A 23,058-nucleotide genomic window follows, 5' to 3' on the forward strand; every position below is an offset into this window, starting at 1 on the left:
AGGTGGTGATTTCTTGTTAGAAGGAACAACGATGGAACTATCAAAGATTTTTATTAGTATTTTTATGATTTTAAGTATTGCTTCTGTCAGTATCTTTTTCATTAATCTGAATCAAGCGCAGGACTTTAAACAGATGGTTAATTATCAAATAGAGCGACATGGAGGACTCACAACGGAAGCACAAACGAAAATCAAAAACTACAGTAAAGATCACTTTGATAATCAATTTACCGTTAAAAGTAATTCTGGTACCGACAAGATGGAATATGGAAAAGAAGTATCCTATACGGTAAACGGCAAAATTAAGTTGTTGTTTATCACGCTACCTGTCCAAAATATTGCGATTAAAGGTGCGGCAATTTCCATGGTGAGGTGACCAATCATGCTAGATCAAAACACAACCCGTTTATTATTTGCTGTTCTGGGAGTCATTGTATTTGGGATTATCATTCAGTTGGTTCATGCAACCTACCCAGATATATTGGCAGATATGCACCAAATGTTTATGGAACGAATTCCTAAGTTTTAAAGAAAAAAACTATAAACCAAAAATAGAATGGAGAATGTATATGTTAGATTCAAATACTGATCGTTTATTGTGGACCGTTGTTACTGTTGTTGTCGTAGGAGCTATTTTGCTTATTGTCAAAACGGCTTTTCCAGAGTTAGTTACGGACGTCATTTCTGCTGTTAGAAGCAAGCTAACGGCAGGTGCGATCACTGGTCCATTTGGTAGATAAGCATAAGTTTATAGCAAGAGATCCCAGCATATAGGATTATGTGTTGGGATTTATCAGTAAACTAACCTAGATAGAGGAGCAGGGGCATGCGCACAAAGATAGAAAAAAATAGTGTTTGTTTAACGGTAAATAGCAATGAATGGTCAAAAATAAGCAAAACGAAAATCGTTCATTTACCGTATTCGGAAAAAATAACAGTTGGAACCAAAATCGAGATTACCTGTAAGCAAACAGGTACTTATACAACCTATCAGATCCATATGATATATGGAATGAAGCATTATACCAAAGTCGAACTTAGATAAGGAGGGAGATCTGTGGGAAATCCAGCGTTAGAGGAAGAAGAAGAAATCAAAAAACTAAAAGAGAACCTTGCAGCTAGCGGTGATAGTTTTGATGAGTGGTTTCTTATGACAGCTAAATATACAAACCAAGTATATGAAGGCAATGAGGATGTGGAAGAAACTTCTGTTGAGGCGCCAAGCTTTTGGGATAAATTTAAAAATGCTTGGGTGGCCACTTGGAAATGGATTTGGAAACTACTTCAACGTTACTGGCAATATCAGAAAAACAAGAAGGAAAAACGCAGTCATAATGAACAGCCATCGGCGCCAAAAGAAGAAAATCATCAAGAAAAAATGGCACAAGCGCTGACTGCGGTCATCCAAAATGTTCAAAAAGAAATGCAATATCAACTCGAAGAAGATCGTGCTGCTTCCAGGAAACTGATTCGGCAACAGGAGAGAGCCATAAAAAAGAGTGAACGAAAGCAGCAAATGTTACTAAAAGACGTTAAACGGAGACAAACAACTACGCAATCTTTATCTGTCATCCGTTCGGTTTTTCCGTGGGCTGTTGTCATTGGTACGGTTGTTTGTATTTATCTCATTTATCAAAGTCAACCTGAATGGCTCGTACATGTTTGGAAAAAGATAGATGGATAAACAATATCTCAAATTATAAGGAGGATAAAAAATGAATTATGTTATTTATGCAGTTATTGCTATTGTATTAGCTTTTGTGGTGCTAACGCTTGTTAGTTTATGGAAAAGAGATCTTCAAGAAAGTTTCAAGAAAATAGTCATTGTCTCTTTTGCAGCTGGAGTTGTGGTTGATGTTCTTTATCTTATGCTTCATGGGTTTTTGATTGCATGATCATACCTATCAGTAAGATGATCCGACGGTTAAAACTAGATGAAAAGACGACACGGTACACATGGACACTTACCATAAGTGTTTTGGTACGTAGGCTTGTTGAAGCAATGACTGCGATCTTTATAGTAGGAGTAGGATTTATTGGCATGCAAAGTTGGACCACTTGGATAGAAAAAGGTTTATCTGGAAATGAGGTAAGCACCAAATACTTAAAAGGAATGGCTGATGGTTATACAGTTTGCTGGATGCTACTTTATTTCGTTGCCTTTATTTTTCTTCTCTCATTCGTGATGATGCGGATTCCTAGTGAAAAAAAATGGTGGGGGATTTTAACTATTGGAAATCTCTTTATTAATTCATTTGGTTTAAGTGCTTGGTTATTTAATCCTTATCTCAACAATCAAGGAAGAAAACATGCTTTGATACTTCTTGGAATATCCATTTTTCTAGTCGGCATCGTGAAATTTACGGAGTGGTATCTGAAGCGGAAAATCATGAAGGACATTATAAAAAATTGGCCTAAAGAGAATGTTTATTTAACAGACTTTAATCCCACTGAAGAACAAATTAAAGATTCTATATTACCAATCAATCATGAATGGGAACGCTACATTATAAGCGATGAGATATTTACGGTTCGCTATAAATGTCTCAAAAGTAATTACAAAAGAATCCAAAAGGATACCAGTGATATACAGCAACAAAAAGGAAACGAGCAACTAATTGTTACTCGGAAAATTAAGATCAATCAAGCTGTCGAAATGGATATGCTTAAAGAGATCAGAATTGTTACGAAAAGTCATCCGATTGTCTCTAAAATAATCCATCCTATGGAAGCAACAAAATTATAAATAGTTGGGAAGGAAGTTGAGAAAATGTCAACAAAAGTAGAAAGAGATCGAAATAAAAAACTAGCACAAACGATTATGGGCGTTAATGGAGTTGACTATGATGAATGGTTAAACCAGCAGCATAGTGACTACATTGCCCAAAATGCAGATATCCTTATGAAAGGAGTAAAATCCTTAGAAAACCAAATAAACGTTACCAACTGACCATGTAGTGAAGCTACATGGTTTTTTTATTGGGTTTGGTCGTTTCCCCAGCTATTCATAAAATTTTGTATCAGCGAAAAACGGAACCAACTTTGAAGGAGGAAGGAACATGAATCAACTTTATCTTGCCACTATGGCAAAAATCCATCTTGCGGTAGGAGCAGCGGACGGAATGAACGGATTGATCCGAACCGGTCAAGGAGTCATCAAATGGCTTCAAAAAGGAGCGTTAGTGGGCGCGGCCATCGCGTTATGCTGGGGTGGTTACTTATTAATGCTTGGTGGAACGAATGGGCGACGTTCCTGCATTCCTATTTTTCTAGGTGCTGCAGCTGGACTTGTCATTGTTATGGGTTGCTACCAACTCGCAAACGGCGTTAATACTAACGTCAAATTCTAATAAAGAGAAGAGAGGGGATATCCTCTCTCTTTTTTATTTTTGAGGAGGTACCTATGATTATAGAAAAAAAAGAAACGACCATAGAGAAAAGAAATCTCTTCAGTAGATGCTTTCAACGTTATCAACAAAAAAGGGAAACAAGTATTTTATTTCATTCCATCTTATTTGATTATGAAGAGCTGAAACAAAAATACACCTTTGAAAACGGGAAAATCATTGCAGCTGAAGAGAGTGATATACGTGCATTTAAGGAAAAATGGTTCTCGGAGGAACGTATCGATCAAATTGAAGATGCCTTTCCAATGATTCGAGTTTTCTTGCTTCAAGAAGAGGGCTTATTGAAAAGCGACATAGTAGATGGAGAAAAAGTTTTATTTCTCCAGCATGTCGGTAATATTTTGACAACCTGGAAACAACAAAAAGTTTTTCCATGTTTGTCGATCGCAAATAGTGTTTTTCCACTTCATGAATTTATTATCCCGATGATTTTTACTGCTTCCCTTAGCTTTGTAGTTATGAAATTCATCGGTGCTTAGAAGAAAGGAGGAAAATGGATGCCTAAGACAGCAGGAAAGTTTAGATCCTTTATTGGCAGCTGGTATTTCATTTTACCATTTAGCATCCTATTCTTTTTGTTTTTGATAGGAATCGGCAATTTTGGGATTCACATCTTTGAACAATGGAATCAAAGCGGTCCTTTAGAATTATCCAATACAAATTCAGCACCGACTTTTACTATTAGTAGTGATTACTTTTTCCAATATGCTTACGCGGATCATCCTGGATATTACAAGGTGATCTATTTTATTGCCATCTGTATTAGTTTGAATGTTGGCTATAGGATACGTTCCAATTTAGGGACTTTACTAAAAGGACTCAAATCTGGCGGTGCTTTTGAAGCCATGAAGGAATTAAAAAAGCAATATATTATGGTTCCTGAAGCCGGAACAAAGTTTCCGGGAGAAGGAGGAATGCCAATCGCCAGGTTTGCCTATTGGACAAAGAGAACGGTTACGATATTTGGAAAGCAGCTAACGATACTATGGCTCACTTACCGTCTATTAGTAGATAACAGTAATACGAATACAATGCTTTTGGGAACGACTAGATCTGGTAAATTCGTTTACTTTTTTTCTTACTACATTGATAATTTGTCACGTGCGCTGCTTTTAAAAGATCGGCCTAGTTTTGTTACATCCGATTTAAAGGGAGAAATCATAGTTGCGTTCAAGGCCTTATTAGAGGCAAGAGGATATGACGTGCATGCTTTAAACCTAATTGATCTTAAATTATCTATGTTTTATAATCCCTTGCAAAAAGTCATTGATGCGTACATTGCAGGCGAGTATGATGAGGCACAAAAAGAATGTGCCACCATAGCAAAAATCTTATATAGTGAAGAAGGAGACACCAAAAACAAATACTTTACAAACTCTGCGCAACATCTATTTTCAGCGTTAGTCTTAGCAATTTGTGACAAAGCAATAAACGTGACACGTAATATTAATATTGCTGATGGAAAAATAGAGCCGCTTACGGATCTGTCCAAAGAAATCGTTATTCGGGGCGATAAAGGAGATAGGGTGCTGTTGACATATCCGAATGGTACGCACCAACAAATTGATTTTCTTCTATCAGAAACGAAGCATATTCCGCTAGAGGAGAAACTTCAAAAGGAGCAAACCTTTACCTTCCAGTTTGTAGATCGCGAAACAGGGGAAGTGGAGACCTTTAATGTTCCGGTATTTGAGACACACATTGAGACGATCACGCTTTATGGTGTCTATATGTTAATTCGGAAACTAGGAACAAGTTCGAGTAAAGTGGAAATCGTGAGGACTGTTAATGGAGAAAAAATTCCGGATGAAAAACAAGCTTTAGAGTATTACTTTGAACAATTCGATGATCATCATCCAGCTGGTAACCAGTTTGCGCAAAGTGAATTTGGATCATCTGATTCCAAAGGAGACGTCTTCAGTACCACTGTTGAAAAATTATCTCAATTTTCACTTGGTGCCAATGGCCGTGTTACTTCAAAAAATAGTTTGGATTTTGAAAACATTGGTTTTGGGGATAGACCTGTTGCGTTATTCTTACTGATTCCTGAATCAGACAAATCAAATAACATGTTAGCATCTATTGCAATCAAACAAGTGTATCAAGCTAATATCAATCGCGCAAACAAAACACCAGGACGTAAATGTAAACGAAAAATTTACTTTATGCTCGATGAAGCTGGTAACTTAATTCGCATTGAAGATTTAGATACTATGATGACGATGGGACTAGGCGCAAATATGATCTTCACATTAGGACTTCAAGAAATTATTCAACTTGAGAAAGTGTATGGTGCGCAAGATGCGGAAACCATACGCGGTGCTTGTGGGAACACGGTTTATTTGAAGTCTAGCTTAGGCAAAACGAATAAAAGCATCAGTGAAGAACTCGGCACCTATGAATATGAATCGAAAAGTCGTTCTGGCCAAACCTTCAGTTTGGATAAACATAAAAGTGAGAGCGTGGACGATCGGCCGCTTATGCGCCCAGAGGAACTTGCATTACTTAGAAAAGGAGAGATGGTTATTTACCGAACGATGAAACGTGAAGATAACAAAGGGAAGGATATTACACCTAGACCGATTTTCATTCATGGAAAAAACCGAATTTTGCCATCTTATAAAAGACTGAAAAACTGGATATCTATAAAAGGCAAGTCTTTGCAAACGATTGGACTTCCAGAGGAGGTTGGGAAAGTAGATTTAGAAGCTATCACACCAACAGACTATATTCCATATGCGAAGCAAATGCATGCCAATAGACCTTATTTTCCGGATAGTTTCTTCCAATCATCTTGGGAAAATCAATCTCCAACAACGTTCTTCAGTGAAGCGCAGCGCAAGCAAATACAAACTTTATTAGAAAAAGAACCCAACCTAGATATAGAGCAGAATCAACATTTATTAAATCCTTCCACGATGGAAGGTTTTTTAGATAACTGGAAGTTATTAAAGCAACAACAATTCCTAAGTGATAAAGTATACAGTTTGATTCTTGCGTGGATCGAGCAAGGAATTGAAGCAAGCAAAAGAGAGGAGGCAAGTTAATTTATGGCAGTAAAAGATGAAACTGTTATAAAGCTCCATCAGAAGTTTCATGAACTTCTGCATCCCTCCAATATTGGTGTAGATATGATGCATAATATGGGCTGGTCATTTGTAAACGGACTCGCATGGATTATGGATCAATTGGAGGGCATCACAGATAACGTGTTATCCTTTTTTGGTTTCTTTAAATCGGCTCCAGTCAAGCAATTTATTCAAGACTTCAAGCCGTTGTTAGTGGTTCTACTAGCCATTTCTTTTATGTATGTAGGCTATCTACTGATATTTCAACGTAAATTTGATCGGTCGCTTATTCTCATTAACATGGTCCTGGCTATTTTCATGATCATTGCCCTTCCACATGGAATGAATAAAGGGGTTGAATTTACAAAAGAAGCAGTGACTGTCATTAAGAAACAAGGCACGAAGGCGAATGATACAAGTACGGCAGATAGTATCATACGAAAAAACACCTATGACCTAGCTCTTTTAGATGCAAAAGGCTGGAAGAAAAAGTCGAATGGCATAGTAAACTACTCTTCAGCTACGTTGCGCAATTTATCAATGGACAGCACGATCGATGAAGATTTCGAACCAAAAAAAGGGAAAGAACTTACGGAGAAAACACAACGTGTGTTGGAAACAAAGCTCTCTGCTGATGCTGAAGGGGAAGCAAAGTTAGAAGATTTAAATACAGGCTTAATGTCTAAAATCCTTCCAAGTGCTTATTATCGGTTTAAAGTAAACTATGGACCTGTTTTATGGCAACTCTTAGTCGGATCGCTTGTATTATGTTTTATTACGTATAAACTGTTGCGTGTTTCCTATGACTTTGCTATGAACCGAGTAATTTTTAATTTTGTTGCAGTATTAAATTTCCCTAGTTGGCAAAAAATAAAAGTCGTGATCAATGACATACTGACTTCTCTGGCCATTGTGCCAGTGATGTTTATCAATTATAAAATGTATTTTTGGTGGGTGGAATTTGCTAATCATACTACCAATAATATTATTCTTCAATGTATTGCTGCATTAGTTGGTGCACTGGCTGTCATGGACGGACCAAATGTGATTGAAAAAATTGTCGGTGCCGATGCTGGACTTAAATCCGGATGGAAAACGGCAGCAGGATTGTTTGCTGGCACGCAAGCTGCTAAGAACATTGGCGAAGGTATTAAAAATATGACTGGTAACTTTGCTCGTCGCGCAGGGAAAACGATGGACTTTGCAGGTGCGGCGGTTGGTGCAACAGGTGGGGGTGTTGCCGGGAATCTAGCAGGCTATTTCAGTAACAAAGGAAAAGAAAGTGGTGGAGATAAGACAGATAAAAAATCTTCTCCTTATAATTCCACAGTGACTGCTGGAAAAGAAAAGCCAGGAGAGACCAGTGGTGATGGAACCGGTGGTAGTGTGCCGAGCAAGGATAGTAAAGAAGCAAACCCACTTACCAAACAAGCTAACGCTAATACGATAAAAGCACAAAGTCCAGAAACTGGATCTCCTGGGACTAATGATTCTATGAATACTCCAGAACCCAAAGAGGATAACCCTCTCCAACAAAACGGAAACATGGGGGCTAATCAAACTGCGCCTGAAAATCAGAAGGAACAGCATAATAAAAACAATTCAAAAGCACCAACGAATCAAGCTGATGAAAAAGATAAAGGGAATACCGATGCTAATAAACTTCAAGCCAATCCAAAAACTACTACAGCATCGCTGTCCGCTGATAAATCAAAAGCTGCGGAAAGTATTTCTCCATCAAAAGCAAGTAACGGATCGAAGGTTGCTTCGTCCAATCAGACACAAGGAAAAACAACTTCTACATCACCAGGGAACGTCGCTTCTCCTGTATCTAGTAGTGATACGAGCATGATGACACCTTCTGCCTCATCTGGTGATGCAATTAGTGGAGGAGGAGTGACAGGCAACGAGCCACCAGCTGGCTATCAAGACTCGCAGAATGATACAAGTTCTCCAGAACCAACCACGCAACAAGTGGAGAATGTGAGTCAAGCGGTCGATCAAGCAGTAGCGGATCAAGTAACCCCTGCAAGACCAACAGAAAATCGTACGGTTGGGGAGTTCGCAAAAGATGTGGTGAAGGACAAAATCGTAAGACCTATTGCCAATACTAGAACGGTACGGGCTTCGAAGAAATCGTTTGAAATTAGTAGGAATTCTGCTATCAAACGTGCATCGAAGAAAAATACGATCCCACCGAGAGGAGGTAAATAAGCATGGATGACAATCCAAGAGAACTTAGTATCACGATTCCAAAAGAAATCAAGTCAGAAATCAAACTAAAAAAGAATATCTATTTAAAAGACTTTTTTACGATGATAGGGTTAATTCCAATAACCATGATTTTCATGAATTTTGTCCATAGTTCTGTTATGTATTATTTTTATGGGTTGATGGCAGTCATTGCGATTACGTTGCTTATTCGACCGAAAAGTAATCCCGACTTACGGATTTATAGTGCTGTTTATTTAGCTTTAACGAGAAACCGAGCAAGATATCGTGCAGTGGATATGAATATTGGCGATGCCATGTTATTTGAGGAGGAAGAAAATGGCCACTTTGAAGGATGAACATTTCCAAAAAAAGATAAAATCAGCCGTCCATCAACGTGTACGCGAAAAAAACACGACGATCGAGAAAACGAAAAAGCCCTTGTCTAAGACAGGGGCTTTTTCTGATAAGTCGGATAGTGTAGACGTCACTGTTTTAAACATAGGGCGCGAGGTATTACCCTCAAAAAATAAAGAACCTGATCAGCAAGTAAGGAAACCAGAAAAAACAAAAAGGGTTGCTAAAAAGCAACGGAAGCCCAAAGAACGACGGATTAAAGTTCGACCTATTACCGTAAAACGAACGACAGCGGACGCTATTCCTTACGTCGAACTAGAGGATAATCATCGGCTTAAAATGAGAGGCCAAGTAGATACCTATTCGACGATTGTTCAAATTAATACCGATGATCATTTTGTGAAAAATAATGATGACTTATGGTTATATCTCCAGGCGCAAACTAATTTTTATCGGGTTTATTCCGGGGATATTAAAATTATTGGTATGCGATATCCGGTAATTACTAAAACGCAAGTAACACATCTGATCGCAAAGCAAGAACAAACGGAAGATCCATTGATGATCCAGTTATTAGATGAAGAGATAGATCAGTGTCGAGCTATTGAACAGACAAAAACAGTCAAAGAGTTTTTTATGGTTCTATACGGCTCATCGATTATTGAACTGGAAAAAAATGTGCGGACTGCCTATCAACTTGCAGGGCACTTGCCTGGATTAATAGAAATGTCTGATGAAAAAATTATCGCAGTACTAAACAAGTTAAATAATATTGAGAAAAAAATACTCATTAATTAGGAGGAGATAAAATTGGGACTCTTTCAAAAGACGCTAACCAAAGAAGAAGAAATTGATAAACAAGGCTTCTATGCTCCTTTTATAGCTGCGATACAACCACAAGGGGGCATCACTTTTCGACTTGAAAAAGTGGTTCAAAAAGGAAGTTCCTATGAGGCCATCTACCATGTGACTGTTTATCCTTCCGAAGCCAATTTGTTTTGGCTAGAAGGAATTATGGGGCTTGATGATATTGTTGTAACAAAAGATGTTAAACACATCGATAAAGAAGAGGCGAAGGACTCCATTGGGAACAGTATTGAAGAATATTTAAACCGTGCTTATACAGAAAAGAAAGAACGTGGCCGAGTAGATGCATCCCTTGAATACAACGAGATTAAAGATCTTTATGAACTGGTCAGCAAGAATAAAGAAGTCATGAAACGGATCATTTTACGACTCTTTATCACATCTCCTACCATCCAAGATTTAGAACAAAGAATCAGAGATGTTCAGACATCCATTGAAACAGAAGGTTTTCAAGCGGATGTTTTTTCTAATGAAACAGAATATGAATATTTAAGTAAGTTCGTTAGTTTTAGTGAACAAGAAAGCTATCCCAATAAACGATATGGACAGCCTATTCAAGCATCTGCATTAGCGCTTGGTGTTCCTTTCACGGGGGTTTCTTTACGGGACCCACGTGCTATATATTGGGGAGAATCTCGAACGGGTGGCCCTATATTTTGGGATGTGACCCACGTCGATAAATTTAGAAAGTCCTTCGATATTGTGGGTGTTGGGAAAAAGGGTGCTGGTAAGTCTACTACGATCAAAAAGTTAACCGATGAACGATTGATGAAAGGGGACTATATCCGGGCGTTGGATGTAACCGGAGAATATACGGAGCAAGCAATCCAGCGAGGGGGAACCGTGATTTCCATGGATGGTTCTTCCGGCGTATTGAACATTTTAGAAATCATGCGAACAGGCGAAACGAATAGTGTATGTTGGTCACTGCATACAACAAAATTAAAACAGTTTTATAAACAAATTAACCAAAATGCGAGTGAAAATGAACTATCTACTTTTTCGGAAGTTGCAACTGATCTTTATAAAGCATATGGACTCTATCTTCCAACAGATCTAGAAGAAATCAATATGGTAAATCGTCCTAGTACGGATTATCCTATTCTTTCAGATTTACGAGAACATGTTCGTCAAGTTCTTTACAAAAATGGGTTGAATGGACATATGAATGAAGATATTTCATTATCTAAACAGAACTATTTAGAAAACATTGAGACAACGATCAATGACTTAATTAGCAACTACGGGAATATGTTCAATTCCCATAGTACGATCCAAAAAATTGAGGATATTCCATTCGTTGTTTTCAATATGCAGAATGTGGTGGATATGGAAATTTTCCCTGCTCAATTATTTAACATTTTATATTTAAACTGGCGTGGAATGTTCCATATCGGTGGACCACAATTGGAAATGTATCGACGCAATGAGATCGATTTAGAGGATGTCCATTTTTACTTTACTGTTTTTGATGAAGCCCATCATATTCTAAACACTCGTTATCCGGATGCGATTAAACAATTGAAGAAATTTTCTCGTGAAGGTCGTAAATACTTTGCTGGACTTTGGTTGTTCACACAAAATATCACGGATCTTGTTCCATCAAACGGTGCAGACCAAAGTAGTGAAGTCGTTCGTGACATTATCAGTTTGCTTGAAATGGCAGAATACAAAATGATCATGCAGCAAGATCCAAATAGTATGGATGTTGTTCGTAATGTCTTTAAAAATACATTCTCAGAAAGTGAACTACAAGCGATTCCTCAGCTCGAACAAGGGGAAATGATCTTATCCCTTTCAACCGTTAAAAACATCCGATTTAGCGTCCATACGACAGCGAAACAACGTGCTATATACGGTGGCGGTGTTGGTGCATAAAGCATATAAAATAAAGGAGGCTTTTGTAATATGGGGAAAAAATTAGGTGGAATAGGATTTGTTTTAGTGGCGCTGGGACTTATTGTCTATGCGCTTTTTTTATGGTTCCATACAGATAAGCCAGCACCCAAAGTAACTTCTTCTGCGAAGCAAGAACAACGACAAGAAGATAAAAAAACAGAAGAACAGGTTCATCATGATCTTCAAGCAACGACTACGAAAAAAGAACCGAACAAGCATACAGAAACATCGGAAAAAAAAGAAGAAGTGATACAGCCAGAGAAGATTGCTTTACAGTTTATTCGTACGATAGTTCCTTATGATGGAACGAAGAGATCTGTTCAGGAAGATAAGGTATACAAGCTAGAAAAATTAAAACCTATTTTGCAAGATGTTGTCTATAAACAATATCAAAATGGGGGGGACATGACTGCAGCTAATGACGAAAATGGTGGTAATCTTAATGAGTTTCCGCCTTTCCACTACATTGGAAAAATATCGGAGGTCACTGCAAAAGAAACAGACCATGAAGGCGACAGCTGGACATATCAAGTGAACTACCGAATTACTTTTTATAATCAATCTCATAAGGCTACGGATGATGTTAAGCAAGCAGGAATGATTCAATTAGAAAAATGGAAAGGGAAGATAGTGATCACTTCCTACTCCATCGGAATGGAACCGGACAATGAGTAATCTTGCCCGGATATGGTTGAAACGTACACTGTGGGGTTTGGTTTTCTCTGTTCCAGGATTAATCCTCTTTGGAGTGGTAGCAATAAGCATTATTATTGGTGTGTTAGTAGCAGATGATCAAGCAAAAAAGAATGCAACTACCGGCGCAGAAATGTCTGACGTTGGAGCAGAAGAAATACCAAAAGACTATATTGAAATCTATCAAGCTGCTGAAAAAAAATATGGCGTGCCGTGGACGCTTTTAGCTGCTCATCATAAAGTAGAAACGAACTTCAGTGTAGACTTAAATGTTTCTTCTGCAGGAGCGATTGGACCAATGCAGTTCATGCCCCTTACGTGGTTAGGATGGAATTATCCAGGAGGTAGTCGACTAGGGAACGCATCGATTCCAGACGCGATAATAAGTAGCCCCAAGATGATTGCCAAGTATGGTGGTTATGGTGTAGATGGTGATGGGGACGGGAAAGCAGATCCATGGAATTTAACCGATTCCGTGTTTGCTGCAGCCAATTATTTAGCAGCAAATGGTGCAGCGAATGGGAATTACCAACAAGCGGTTTTTGCCTATAACCACTCTGATCAGTATGTCAACGCAGTGTTAGATTGGTTTGATAAATATACAAAAAATAAAGATGCCTTGTTAAGCGGAGGGGACACGGTAGTCGGTGGGAATAAAATCATCGAAAGGGCTATTCAGACTGGAATGACGATCCTCAACAAAAGCCCCTATAATTGGGGAGGAGGCCGAACACAAGCAGATATAGATGCACGAAGTTTTGACTGTTCCTCTTTCGTTAGGTGGGCTTTTTCTGGAGCTGACGTGGACTTAGGACCAATTGCTTCCACTACGACAGATACCCTTGTAATAAAAGGAAAAGCTGTTTCTGTGATGAAGATGGAGAGAGGAGATCTTCTCTTTTTTGATACCTATAAACGTAATGGCCATGTCGGAATCTACTTAGGAAACGGAAAGTTCTTAAATGATAATTCCAGCCATGGTGTTTCGATCGATAGCTTAGATAATAGTTATTGGAAAGGCGTCTTTCATGGAACCGTGCGCCGGATAATTATCAAATAAAAAACAGATAGGAGAAGATGTTGGTGGCAGGGAAAAGAAAAAACCGACAAACCGTTTTTTTAGAGCGTAATAACACAGTCCTACTATATAGTGGGACTTTTATTTTACTTGGATTACTGGTGTTCTTCTTAGTTTCTAAGCTCATCTTACCGGATGATTCTCCGGTGCTTGCGACCTCCCTTAATACCTTTGAACCGTTGGGGGATACAGACTATAAGATCGAAAGTTGGAAGTACAATCCCAAACAGAATTTTATGGAAGTAAGGCTTACGATTAGTGAAGAATCTGAAACGATTGCACCAAATTTAAAGTATGAGGCGAGAGAGAAAACGCAAGTGGAGCAAGGTGTTAAATCGACTTTGAAAGCGAAGCTAGTGTATCAAGATGCACGCAATATTGTCGTGGTTATTTCTCACATCCCAACGAAGTGGGAGGCAGTGAATTTAACCCTTAGCAACAAGCAAATTTTTCTTCCTTCGGCAGATTTTATTACAGATCCTTCGGACGAAGAAGATAATGTAGCAAGTGATACGACCAGCGACGAAGAAGACAACCGCTTGTCTTTATATGCCGATTATCGAACGATCCACAAGGATAATAATTTGCAAATTCAAAGCGATATTGGCTACCAAGTACTGGTTGCAAAAACGAATAAAGCATATCAACTAAAGTTGCTAGAAGAATTGAAAAAGTATATTCAAAATGAAAAGGATCGTCGGATACAGCTGACAAAAGAAATCCATATTTTGAAAGAGGAGTTACCAAGTCAAACACTACTTGATCAACAAGATACACGCGATTTAATCAAGCAAAAGCAAGGAGAGATAGTGGACTCCAGTCAACAAGAGAAGGAGTATTTCAAACAACAAAAATTGATTGAAGAGAAAGCGGCAAAATTAGATGAGTTGATTACAAAACATCAATCTGATGTGAAATAAGCGTGGTGCAAAATTGGTGCAAAGTTTGTATAAACTGAAATATCAGATAATATTTTTCTCTACAAAGCGCTTTGCGCTCGTGTTTTTATAAGTGCAAAAATTGCACCGACTTGCACTGTGTAGTGCAAAAACCTATTTACGCTGATATCATCGAAACACCCGGCACTGCCGGGTATATCACGTAAGTGATATCGGTTTCTCCTTATGCTCTTGCAGTAAAAAGAGAGTTTTTTGAACTTCCTGCTTGGGTTTGCAGGGGTCAGGGGAGATGCTGTTTATTTGGCATAGCAAAATAGAGCAGCTTAGTAACAATAATAACGTGCATGTTAAAGGCTTTATGATGAAAGAAGGAGGAGGGTACATGGATCTTGTTGTCCGTGGATTAAATCCAAAAGATGTTGCATTTTTAGAAGAGGAAGCCAATCGAAAAGGGCAGCGTGAAAAGAGGAAAGTATCCAGGAATGAGGTAATCGTTTCGCTGATCGAACGGTATGCCAATCATCAATTTGAAAGTGAAATGAATCGGAAGTATGAAGCCTTAGTCCGGGAAGTATTGGTTTCATTAAAAGCGAATACTGATAGCAATCAACAAGTTCGAATAGTATTAGATACGCTGATGAACTTTGAGGAGGAAATAGAGAATGCATAAGGTGAAGTCAGGGGTCAATATCATGTATAAATTTGCCTTATCAAATTCCAAAACATTTCAAGAATATATTGATTATATCGATCGTAATGAGGCAACAAGGAATCAGCATGCTGATAAATTTTCTTTGTTTAATGAGTATATGGGGAATCCAGCAAAAACATCTGCACTCTTTACAGCAGACCACGATAACTTGAGTGATGAGAAGAAAAAAGATTTAAAAAAGTCTTTTGAATCGGCACAAGAAAAAGGCAGCATCATGTGGCAAGATGTTATCAGCTTTGATCCGTATTTTTTAGAAGAACAAGGACTGTATAACCGGGAAACAAAAGAGATCGATCAGATTAAAATAAGAGAGATTACAAGGAACATGATGCAGGCAGTTTTGAAGCGAGAGGGTCTGGGTGAATCGGCAATATGGTCTGCGGCTATCCACTTGAATACGAAGCACCCTCACGTCCATATTGCTGTTGTAGAACCAGAACCGACAAGGACAAGAGGTAAGTGGGAGCAAGGGACATGGAAGCTCGCGAGAAGTAAAGTCGTCAATGATATTTTGAACTTAACGGAAGATCAAAAACTGATTACGGAACTGATACGTAATCAAATCGTTGGTGGTCAAAAACAGCGGCCAACTTTGCATGATAAAGAACTGAAAAAGCAATTTATAAAAGTCTTTCAGCAGCTGCCGAGTGATCGCAGACAATGGTCTTATAATTACAATACATTAAATGCATTGCGGCCTGACTTACATCAATTAATGGACATGTACTTGGCGAAGCATGAAGGAAGTAGCGTAGAAACGATCCACGAGATCTTGGATAAAAATATGGAGGCATACCGACGCGCATACGGGGAAGGTAAGTATGATCGAGGGTTGTATAAAGATTACAAAAAAAATAAGATCGATGAATTGTACGAGCGTCTGGGTAATAGCTTCTTAAAAGAAATGCGAGCGTATGATAAACGGTTACTTGCTATTGAGAAGAAAGGCTTCCATCCAGGTTCAACAGGTTATCAAATCAATCATGGTAGAGCCATTGATTTTGCATTAAAGAAAATAAATAAATATACCAAGCAAGATTATCAATCCTGGAAAAATCAAATGGTTTATCAGCGGATGCAAGAACAAATGGAAAGGGAGAAGATAGATGGATAATTTGAAAACATATCGGCACAATTGCCATTTGAACGAGCAATCACATCAATATTTATTAGAAGAAAAAGAGAAAACGCAATTAAGTGATGGAAAAATCATGGACAAGATCATTGCAGAATATCAATCACTCAAACAAGAAAAAGCGTCGATTGCTTACGTGGGACAGGAGATTAATAAGACTGTTCAAGAAGCCTTCGGTGCTCTCTTTAATAGTATACGGTTAGGTATCAATTCAACGGATAAAAATACACGTATTTTAGTAGAAATTGCTAATGGCTTTTTGATGAAACAAAGTGATCAAACGATTATTACAACGGACGACTTAATCTCCGTGGGACTCGAAGAAGCAACACGAAAAGTACAAGCAGATATCAAACGTGCGCAACAAATGAAATTAGATAAGCAGAAAAAAGAAAGGGGCTGATCTTGTTGATAAAATTATTTCCAGATCACTTTGATTTTGCAGTTATAGAAGGGATCTCAAAAGGGACGCTGCATGTTGCTTATCAAGGTATTCCTCTTTTGATAGAAGTAAACGATCAAACAATAGAAACACTCATGGAACGAACGAATCAAGACAACCGAATGGTTCTGATTGATTTGAAAACAAAGCACCTAGTATCGATTGAAGTGGAGGCAATAGAATGATTATTTTGGATTGGGTTCGCGATAATGCGTTCCTTTTTTTATTGCTTGTCATTACTGTTCTTTGCACGCGACCAGTAATAAGACAAATAAGAAAAGCACGCTGGAAAAGAAAATTTTTAAAAAGTGGTATACGTGATGTCGATCGGATGAATGGACTCCAGTTTGAACACTTTGTAGGGCTACTATTAGCCAAACTTGGCTATCGATCAAAAGTAACAAAATCATCCGGGGACTTTGGTGCGGATGTGGTTCTGGAAGGTAAAGATAGAATCGTGATCCAATGCAAACGATATCGTCGTAAAGAAAAAGTAGGCATCGCTGCTGTCCAACAGATATTTGCTGCAAGAGCATTTTATGATGCCAAAGAAGCGTGGGTGATCACGAATAATGTATATAGTCCAAGTGCTAAAAAGTTAGCTTTTAAATGTGGTGTGACACTCATTGATCGAATTGGTTTATGCCAAATGATTTTAAAACTTCATCCAGATGAATCAGCGCGGCAAGTTTTAGATCGAAATGAATTTAAAGGGGGTGAAAGCTATGTAGGAAGAAAAAAGAGATAACCAATTAATTATAAATAAAGGAGTGAATGGCAATGAGCGGTGAACAAACTTATGTAGATGACTTTTTCAAGGGAATGGAAATCCCACCAGAAGTCGAGGGGTTACAAGGAGATACATTAGGACATATAGAGGACGATGTTCTAACAGAAACAGGAACACTTGCAGAAAAGCAAGCAGAGCAAGCCTTTATCAAAGAAGATCCATCGATAACAGCAAAAAAAGTGAAGGGTGCGCTTCAAAGTGCTTTTCCTGATTTACCTAAGAAACATTTTTCCGTTCAAGTAAATCGCTTAGGAGATATTGATGTAAAGTGGGTCGATTATCCAGCGAAAAAAACGGTGGAGGAGATTACAAAGGGCTATCAATCAGCTACTTATGATAAAGAACTTGAAACAGATATTGTGCATGGCTATGAAGAGAATGGCCAACGTATTCAAGGAGCAGGATATATTACTTTGAGCGGAACGCTAAGTGATCTCACAAAAGAAAGAATGCTTCAATTTGCCGATCGAATTGGATTAGATACTTCTAACCGGCAATTAGCGAAAGCAGCCATTGAAAAAGTAGCAGAAGGATATTATTTACTCTCTCATAATGAAGCGACTGCAGGTCTTGATGCTAAAGAAGTTCTTCCTGTGATCGAGATACCACCCACCCAACAAGAAGCTGAAGCAATGAAGCATGAAATGGTCGGCCAAGCAAAAGAGCAGGAAAAAACAAGAGAAGCTTTTGATCCTTTAAAAGAAATAACGATAGAAGATACGCAGACTTCAGCAAAACAAGAAGCTGGGGAAGGTGAAAAGGTTAGTTACGTTATTGAAGTGGAAGACAAGGCAATTGATTTTACAGATACACAAGCAGATCTAGCGAACTTAAAGAATGGCTATACAGTTAAATTTTCTAATGGTAGTAAGAAAGAAATGCCAGGGTTCAATGCCAATTTGTATAAAGATCCGGAAGAACAAATTCGGACGCTGCTGGCTGGTAAATTATCTAATGAAGAACTTGCTGCTATTGACGTTTCGAAAAGAAAAGAAAATAACATTGTGGACCGAGTGCGATCAAAGGAACAAAAACATACAGAAGGAAATGAAATCGAAAAAATATCCGATGAAGAACGTTTTAAAGAAGATTACAAGGCTTCTGTGCTCTATGAATTGCAACAGACCACAACCATCAGTAATTTCTTGCAGCCAAGTCACTCTCCAAAAACACAACTGACAGATGAGGATAAAGAATCGATTGATAAACGTTTAAAAGCCTATGAAGAAAAGATGGGATTCAACAAAGTTTATGAATTGAAAATGGACGCGCTGAACGATTTAAAAGAGGAGCCAGAGCTTTCAGAAAGTATGAAAAAAGCAATCTCACGTGTTCAAAAAGCTTTGACCGAACAAAAAGAAAGTCAAACGCAAGTACGTACAGAACGGAAAAAAATCCATCATAAAAAGGGGAATCCCTTTTCTTTATCTCGATAAAGAGAGAGGTCATCAAAAAAGATGACCTTTTTTTATTTCTAATTTAAAAGGAGTGGGCTCATTATGAAACATGACGAACGAAATTATCCATTATTTAATCAAGAGGCGCTAAATCAATTTGTGGAAGAGACGGGTGAATATTTTACCGAAGACATTGAAAAAGCAATGCACTTATGGCCGAATGGTCAAATGACAAGTTCAACCTATGAAGGCATGCGAGGGGAAGATCATTATGTAATAGCTAGTTATTTCGAACATGTTGAGATGGAAGAACTTGGGCATATGAAAAAGAGTGAGGTATTAAAAGTTGCTTCTGCCGGAATTGGGGTAGCAATGGTGGTTCCTGAAACTAGAATGGTACTGAAGGCGGAAAATCAAATCCTTACAGATAAACAAATTCAAGTATTAAGTAACAATGATTTTGATTTAGATTACTTCAGTGAAGGAATTATACTTAATGACGAAAAATTGAGGTCGTATGGTGTGCCGGAAGAGAAAATAAAAAAGCTTTCGGATGGGAACGTATCTTTTTCAGTGGCAGATGTTCTGCCAAACCGATTGGAGAATGTTAGAGAAAACAAGGAAGAGAATGATCTTAGCCAAGAAGAATATGCTAAACAATATAAAGAGGCAGTGACTAAACAGGTTCAAGGTTCTCTTTTAAATGTAACAGATGTACAAAAAAATGTAGAGATGGAAAAATTTGAGAAAGGACAAAAACCAGCTGATTTGCATGAGATTCAATTGAAAGGCCTAAATGATCTTCAGACCGATTTTCGTTTTAATAATGCTGAAAGAAAACACATTCATCAGTTGTATCAAAATCTTCATGAAAAGAGAGTTCAGGAAAGTCCAGCGCTAAAGAGTGCAAACAATCTTTCTAAAAAAAATACGACATCAATCAAACGATAAAATAAATGGAAAAGCTGTAATCTAAGGGTTGCAGCTTCTTTGAAAGGAGAGGTATTTTATGATGGCCGTGGAAAAGGTTGAAAAGGCAAAAAAGGTAGATATCCAAGATTTCTTAGATAAAAATAGCATTGGTTATAAGCAAGAAGGAAATTATTTACGCTTAGAGGATCATGATAGCTTTTTAATACATCTTCCAACACAGGGTTTTTCATGGAACTCCGAAAATAAACAAGGGTTTGGTGCTGTGAAATTTGCATCTGTTTATTATGGGATTCCTTATGCGGAAGCGGCTGAAATGGTAAATAGTGGAGATTATAAACAAGCTGTGCATCGAGAACCAATTAAGAAAGAATTTCAATACGATCAGCAAGACGAAATCAAGGACACAACACAGCTGTACCGGTATTTATGTGATGTACGTGGAATTGATCGTGAATTGGTTCGGAAAGTTTATGAACAGGGCATTTTACAGCCGATGAAAAAAAACTGGATTGCAGCCAAGTGGTTGAAAGAAGGAAAACTTGTTGGCTGTACCAAACAAGGGACATGGCAACCCAAAGACGGGGGGAGATCGCCGAAGTTTATTTATCCGAATCAAGAGCCGTTTGGTGGCGTAACGATTGATTTTGGCAAACCCGAAAAACTAATCATTTGTGAAAACTTTGTCGACGGATTATCTCATGCGACACTATGTCCGGAAGTTTATCAAAATGCTAGAATGGTTGCTTTAGATGGTGCTTCTACCAAACTGAAAACGGTATTTCGTGCTGCGTATCAAATGCGGAAAGAAGGTCTTGCTATTTATGAATTCAATATTGCAGCGGATAATGATAAAGCAGGACTTCAGTTAGTCGAAAGTGTATTAAACTATGTTGATGAAAGTATGGTCAAACAAATGCTTCCTATAAGTGAAGAGGGGGAAGATACCGACTGGAACGAAGAACTAAAAAAAGCGAGAAAAGACGGTCGAGAAATCCCAAAAGCTAATTGGGATCATGTTAGTAGCCCAGGCGGTCAAATTGCAGCGCCAATTCCTGACAATCAAAAGCTAGTGCATTTGCCTGATGCAAAAACTAAAAAAGAGTCTAATCTATCTGGCCGTACCCAAAGCAAAACAGCTGCGAGACGATTAAGTAATCGACTAGCCCATCAAAAAGATTTAGTGGATCAGAATGTTTCAGTAGATCCATATTCAGCCAGCTTGACTAGTATGACTCCTCCAGAAGATTATTCGACCATAAATACAGAAGACGTAGGAGAACAATCACAAGTTGCTGTGAAGCCCTCAGCTGAGAAAAGAAACGGGCAGGCTAATCCATCCGAAAACAAAAAGGATCTATTTGAAGATCCGAAAGCACATGAGAGATTCAACAGAATCGTTCAAAAACGGAATAAAAATCCATATCAACAGTCAAATTACGCCAGGAAAAAATATTCAGATACTGTGAAAGAAAAAAATATAGACGATGATCTGGAAAAAGTGGCGAAGGATAGGGATAACCAACAAGAGCGTGAATATATTGATTTAGTTAAGGAAGCTATTCTACGCCCGGTATTTAATCAAAAAAACACGGTGAAGCTTTCCGCAGAAATGACTCGCAGTATGATCTTAGAGGAGCAAGAAAAAGAAGAAAGACGCAATCAATTAGAACGTCTTTATACGCCAAGAAAATTATATGAGCTAAGAATGACTGCTGTGGCAGAACTAAAACAATTACCTTTAGATGAAAAAATGAAAGCTGCTGTAACGAAGTATGAACATAAGGTGTCAATAGAATACAAATTGCGTCATGGCATGGGGACGAAAGGAATTACACGATAATGAAAAAATACCTAGTTCTTGTACTAACTACCTTACTTTTACTTTCGGGGTGTAGCTTTAGCTTCACTCCGAATCAAGGAATGGTAAAAATACCGGATGAGCCTGATTTGGTGCAAAAAAAGGCAAGAGTAGTACGTGTGATTGATGGAGACACTCTGATTTTGGCAATGGGGAACCAGCAGAAGAGAGTGCGTCTTCTATTGATCGATACACCGGAAAGTGTTAAACCAGGTGTGAGTGTCCAGCCAGTGGCTAAGGAAGCATCAGATTATCTGAAGGAATCACTTACTGATCAAGATGTTACCTATGCCTATGATCTCGGTAATAAGCAAGATAAATACGGACGTGAACTTTGCTACGTGTTTGTAGAAGGCACATTGGTTCAAAAAGATTTGATTGAGCGTGGTTACGGGATCGTTCGTTATGCGGAAGCTCCAAACACTACCTATTTAGAAGAATTAAAAAACGCGGAGAAAATAGCGAAAGAACAGCATTTTGGAGTTTGGGGGATCGATGACTATGTTCAAAGTAAAAATGGAGATGAGTGGTTCTGTTGCAAAGTTTTCTGATAAACTGATTTTAAGGTAAAATGAATGGAAAAGATAGCTTGGAGGAATCAAGATGGATCATTTTAAAGGCAAGCAATTTCAGAAAGATGTGATTATTGTCGCCGTAGGCTACTACCTTCGGTATAATCTTAGCTATCGTGACGTCCAAGAAATCCTATATGACCGTGGCATTAACGTTTCTCACACCACCATCTACCGCTGGGTACAGGAATATGGAAAACTACTTTACACTATTTGGAAAAAGAAAAATAAACAATCCTTCTATTCGTGGAAGATGGATGAGACCTATATTAAAATCAAAGGGAAATGGCACTATCTTTATCGAGCAATCGATGCAGATGGTTTAACCTTGGATATTTGGTTACGTAAAAAACGGGACACACAAGCAGCCTATACTTTTCTTAAGCGGTTAGTGAAGCAGTTTGATGAACCGAAGGTTGTAGTCACAGATAAAGCCCCCTCTATTACAAGTGCCTTTAAGAAACTAAAAGAATACGGCTTTTATCAAGGGACAGAACATCGTACCATTAAATACCTGAATAATTTGATTGAACAAGACCATCGTCCAGTAAAGAGACGCAATAAATTCTATCGAAGTTTACGCACTGCCTCTACCACGATTAAAGGCATGGAAGCCATCCGAGGATTATATAAGAAAACCCGAAAAGAAGGCACTCTCTTCGGGTTTTCGGTCTGTACTGAAATCAAGGTATTATTGGGAATCCCAGCTTAAATCATAGATACCGTAAGGGATTTTATTC

General features: G+C 38.2%; 27 protein-coding genes. All 27 read left to right on the forward strand.

Translation table 11 applies throughout. The annotated features are described in order from the left end of the window. Window positions 1-13: 13 nt before the first annotated feature. The 27 genes from HMPREF0556_RS12680 to HMPREF0556_RS12810 all read left to right on the forward strand — a co-directional run bounded on the left by HMPREF0556_RS12680 (window position 14) and on the right by HMPREF0556_RS12810 (window position 23,030). Window positions 14-376, forward strand: a complete 363-nt coding sequence (locus HMPREF0556_RS12680; protein WP_003759282.1) for a hypothetical protein — start codon at window positions 14-16, stop codon at window positions 374-376. Between the two features lie 193 nt (window positions 377-569). Continuing rightward, entirely contained in the window at window positions 570-740 is a 171-nt protein-coding gene (locus HMPREF0556_RS13470) for a hypothetical protein (protein WP_023559425.1), read from the forward strand. Between the two features lie 86 nt (window positions 741-826). Then, a complete protein-coding gene (locus HMPREF0556_RS12690; protein WP_003759285.1) occupies window positions 827-1,045 on the forward strand; it encodes a hypothetical protein in 219 nt (72 codons plus the stop codon). Window positions 1,046-1,057: 12 nt separating this feature from the next. Further along, on the forward strand, window positions 1,058-1,684 hold the full coding sequence (locus HMPREF0556_RS12695) for a hypothetical protein (protein ID WP_003759288.1): 627 nt from the start codon (window positions 1,058-1,060) through the stop codon (window positions 1,682-1,684). Between the two features lie 31 nt (window positions 1,685-1,715). Next, window positions 1,716-1,895, forward strand: a complete 180-nt coding sequence (locus tag HMPREF0556_RS12700) for a hypothetical protein (RefSeq protein ID WP_003725240.1) — start codon at window positions 1,716-1,718, stop codon at window positions 1,893-1,895. Window positions 1,896-2,002: 107 nt separating this feature from the next. Next, the gene (locus tag HMPREF0556_RS12705; RefSeq protein ID WP_223196546.1) at window positions 2,003-2,746 is read left to right on the forward strand and encodes a hypothetical protein; all 744 of its coding nucleotides are present in this window, start codon (window positions 2,003-2,005) and stop codon (window positions 2,744-2,746) included. A 24-nt stretch (window positions 2,747-2,770) separates the two neighbouring features. Beyond that, on the forward strand, window positions 2,771-2,950 hold the full coding sequence (locus HMPREF0556_RS12710) for a hypothetical protein (protein ID WP_003759289.1): 180 nt from the start codon (window positions 2,771-2,773) through the stop codon (window positions 2,948-2,950). Window positions 2,951-3,059: 109 nt separating this feature from the next. Then, window positions 3,060-3,350 (forward strand): hypothetical protein, encoded by a 291-nt coding sequence (locus HMPREF0556_RS12715; RefSeq protein WP_003725244.1) that lies wholly within the window; start codon window positions 3,060-3,062, stop codon window positions 3,348-3,350. 53 nt (window positions 3,351-3,403) lie between these two features. Next, entirely contained in the window at window positions 3,404-3,886 is a 483-nt protein-coding gene (locus tag HMPREF0556_RS12720; RefSeq protein ID WP_003759291.1) for a hypothetical protein, read from the forward strand. 18 nt (window positions 3,887-3,904) lie between these two features. After that, window positions 3,905-6,454: a type IV secretory system conjugative DNA transfer family protein gene (locus HMPREF0556_RS12725; RefSeq protein ID WP_003759293.1), complete on the forward strand. Its 2,550-nt coding sequence runs from the start codon at window positions 3,905-3,907 to the stop codon at window positions 6,452-6,454. Window positions 6,455-6,457: 3 nt separating this feature from the next. After that, window positions 6,458-8,689: a pLS20_p028 family conjugation system transmembrane protein gene (locus HMPREF0556_RS12730; RefSeq protein WP_003759296.1), complete on the forward strand. Its 2,232-nt coding sequence runs from the start codon at window positions 6,458-6,460 to the stop codon at window positions 8,687-8,689. Window positions 8,690-8,691: 2 nt separating this feature from the next. Then, on the forward strand, window positions 8,692-9,045 hold the full coding sequence (locus HMPREF0556_RS12735) for a DUF5592 family protein (protein WP_003725248.1): 354 nt from the start codon (window positions 8,692-8,694) through the stop codon (window positions 9,043-9,045). Further along, entirely contained in the window at window positions 9,026-9,841 is an 816-nt protein-coding gene (locus HMPREF0556_RS12740) for a hypothetical protein (RefSeq protein ID WP_003750065.1), read from the forward strand. Before HMPREF0556_RS12735 ends, HMPREF0556_RS12740 begins: the two co-directional genes overlap by 20 nt. A gap of 12 nt (window positions 9,842-9,853) precedes the next feature. Continuing rightward, the gene (locus tag HMPREF0556_RS12745) at window positions 9,854-11,788 is read left to right on the forward strand and encodes a VirB4 family type IV secretion system protein (protein ID WP_003759298.1); all 1,935 of its coding nucleotides are present in this window, start codon (window positions 9,854-9,856) and stop codon (window positions 11,786-11,788) included. A gap of 30 nt (window positions 11,789-11,818) precedes the next feature. Beyond that, window positions 11,819-12,484 (forward strand): hypothetical protein, encoded by a 666-nt coding sequence (locus HMPREF0556_RS12750; protein ID WP_003759299.1) that lies wholly within the window; start codon window positions 11,819-11,821, stop codon window positions 12,482-12,484. Then, entirely contained in the window at window positions 12,477-13,562 is a 1,086-nt protein-coding gene (locus HMPREF0556_RS12755) for a bifunctional lytic transglycosylase/C40 family peptidase (RefSeq protein WP_013315196.1), read from the forward strand. Before HMPREF0556_RS12750 ends, HMPREF0556_RS12755 begins: the two co-directional genes overlap by 8 nt. Before the next feature lie 17 nt (window positions 13,563-13,579). Then, entirely contained in the window at window positions 13,580-14,500 is a 921-nt protein-coding gene (locus HMPREF0556_RS12760) for a hypothetical protein (protein ID WP_003759303.1), read from the forward strand. Window positions 14,501-14,861: 361 nt separating this feature from the next. Then, on the forward strand, window positions 14,862-15,149 hold the full coding sequence (locus HMPREF0556_RS12765; protein WP_003725253.1) for a hypothetical protein: 288 nt from the start codon (window positions 14,862-14,864) through the stop codon (window positions 15,147-15,149). Then, complete coding sequence (gene mobP2 / locus HMPREF0556_RS12770) at window positions 15,142-16,305, forward strand: MobP2 family relaxase (protein ID WP_003759306.1); 1,164 nt, start codon at window positions 15,142-15,144, stop codon at window positions 16,303-16,305. Before HMPREF0556_RS12765 ends, mobP2 begins: the two co-directional genes overlap by 8 nt. Then, window positions 16,298-16,729: a hypothetical protein gene (locus HMPREF0556_RS12775; protein WP_003725255.1), complete on the forward strand. Its 432-nt coding sequence runs from the start codon at window positions 16,298-16,300 to the stop codon at window positions 16,727-16,729. The genes mobP2 and HMPREF0556_RS12775 overlap by 8 nt, the downstream gene beginning before the upstream one ends. Window positions 16,730-16,734: 5 nt before the next feature. Next, window positions 16,735-16,953: a hypothetical protein gene (locus HMPREF0556_RS12780; protein WP_003759308.1), complete on the forward strand. Its 219-nt coding sequence runs from the start codon at window positions 16,735-16,737 to the stop codon at window positions 16,951-16,953. Next, entirely contained in the window at window positions 16,950-17,516 is a 567-nt protein-coding gene (locus HMPREF0556_RS12785) for a restriction endonuclease (protein ID WP_003759310.1), read from the forward strand. The genes HMPREF0556_RS12780 and HMPREF0556_RS12785 overlap by 4 nt, the downstream gene beginning before the upstream one ends. A gap of 32 nt (window positions 17,517-17,548) precedes the next feature. Further along, a complete protein-coding gene (locus tag HMPREF0556_RS12790) occupies window positions 17,549-18,994 on the forward strand; it encodes an LPD29 domain-containing protein (protein ID WP_139028135.1) in 1,446 nt (481 codons plus the stop codon). A 63-nt stretch (window positions 18,995-19,057) separates the two neighbouring features. Next, on the forward strand, window positions 19,058-19,906 hold the full coding sequence (locus HMPREF0556_RS13520; protein ID WP_003759315.1) for a hypothetical protein: 849 nt from the start codon (window positions 19,058-19,060) through the stop codon (window positions 19,904-19,906). Between the two features lie 58 nt (window positions 19,907-19,964). Further along, a complete protein-coding gene (locus HMPREF0556_RS12800) occupies window positions 19,965-21,728 on the forward strand; it encodes a toprim domain-containing protein (protein ID WP_003759316.1) in 1,764 nt (587 codons plus the stop codon). Between the two features lie 137 nt (window positions 21,729-21,865). Continuing rightward, window positions 21,866-22,297 (forward strand): thermonuclease family protein, encoded by a 432-nt coding sequence (locus HMPREF0556_RS12805; protein ID WP_241762111.1) that lies wholly within the window; start codon window positions 21,866-21,868, stop codon window positions 22,295-22,297. A gap of 52 nt (window positions 22,298-22,349) precedes the next feature. Next, window positions 22,350-23,030 (forward strand): IS6 family transposase, encoded by a 681-nt coding sequence (locus tag HMPREF0556_RS12810; protein WP_003759320.1) that lies wholly within the window; start codon window positions 22,350-22,352, stop codon window positions 23,028-23,030. Window positions 23,031-23,058 lie beyond the last annotated feature (28 nt).

The organism is Listeria grayi DSM 20601, assembly GCF_000148995.1.
In the GTDB taxonomy this organism is placed as follows: Bacteria; Bacillota; Bacilli; order Lactobacillales; family Listeriaceae; genus Listeria; species Listeria grayi.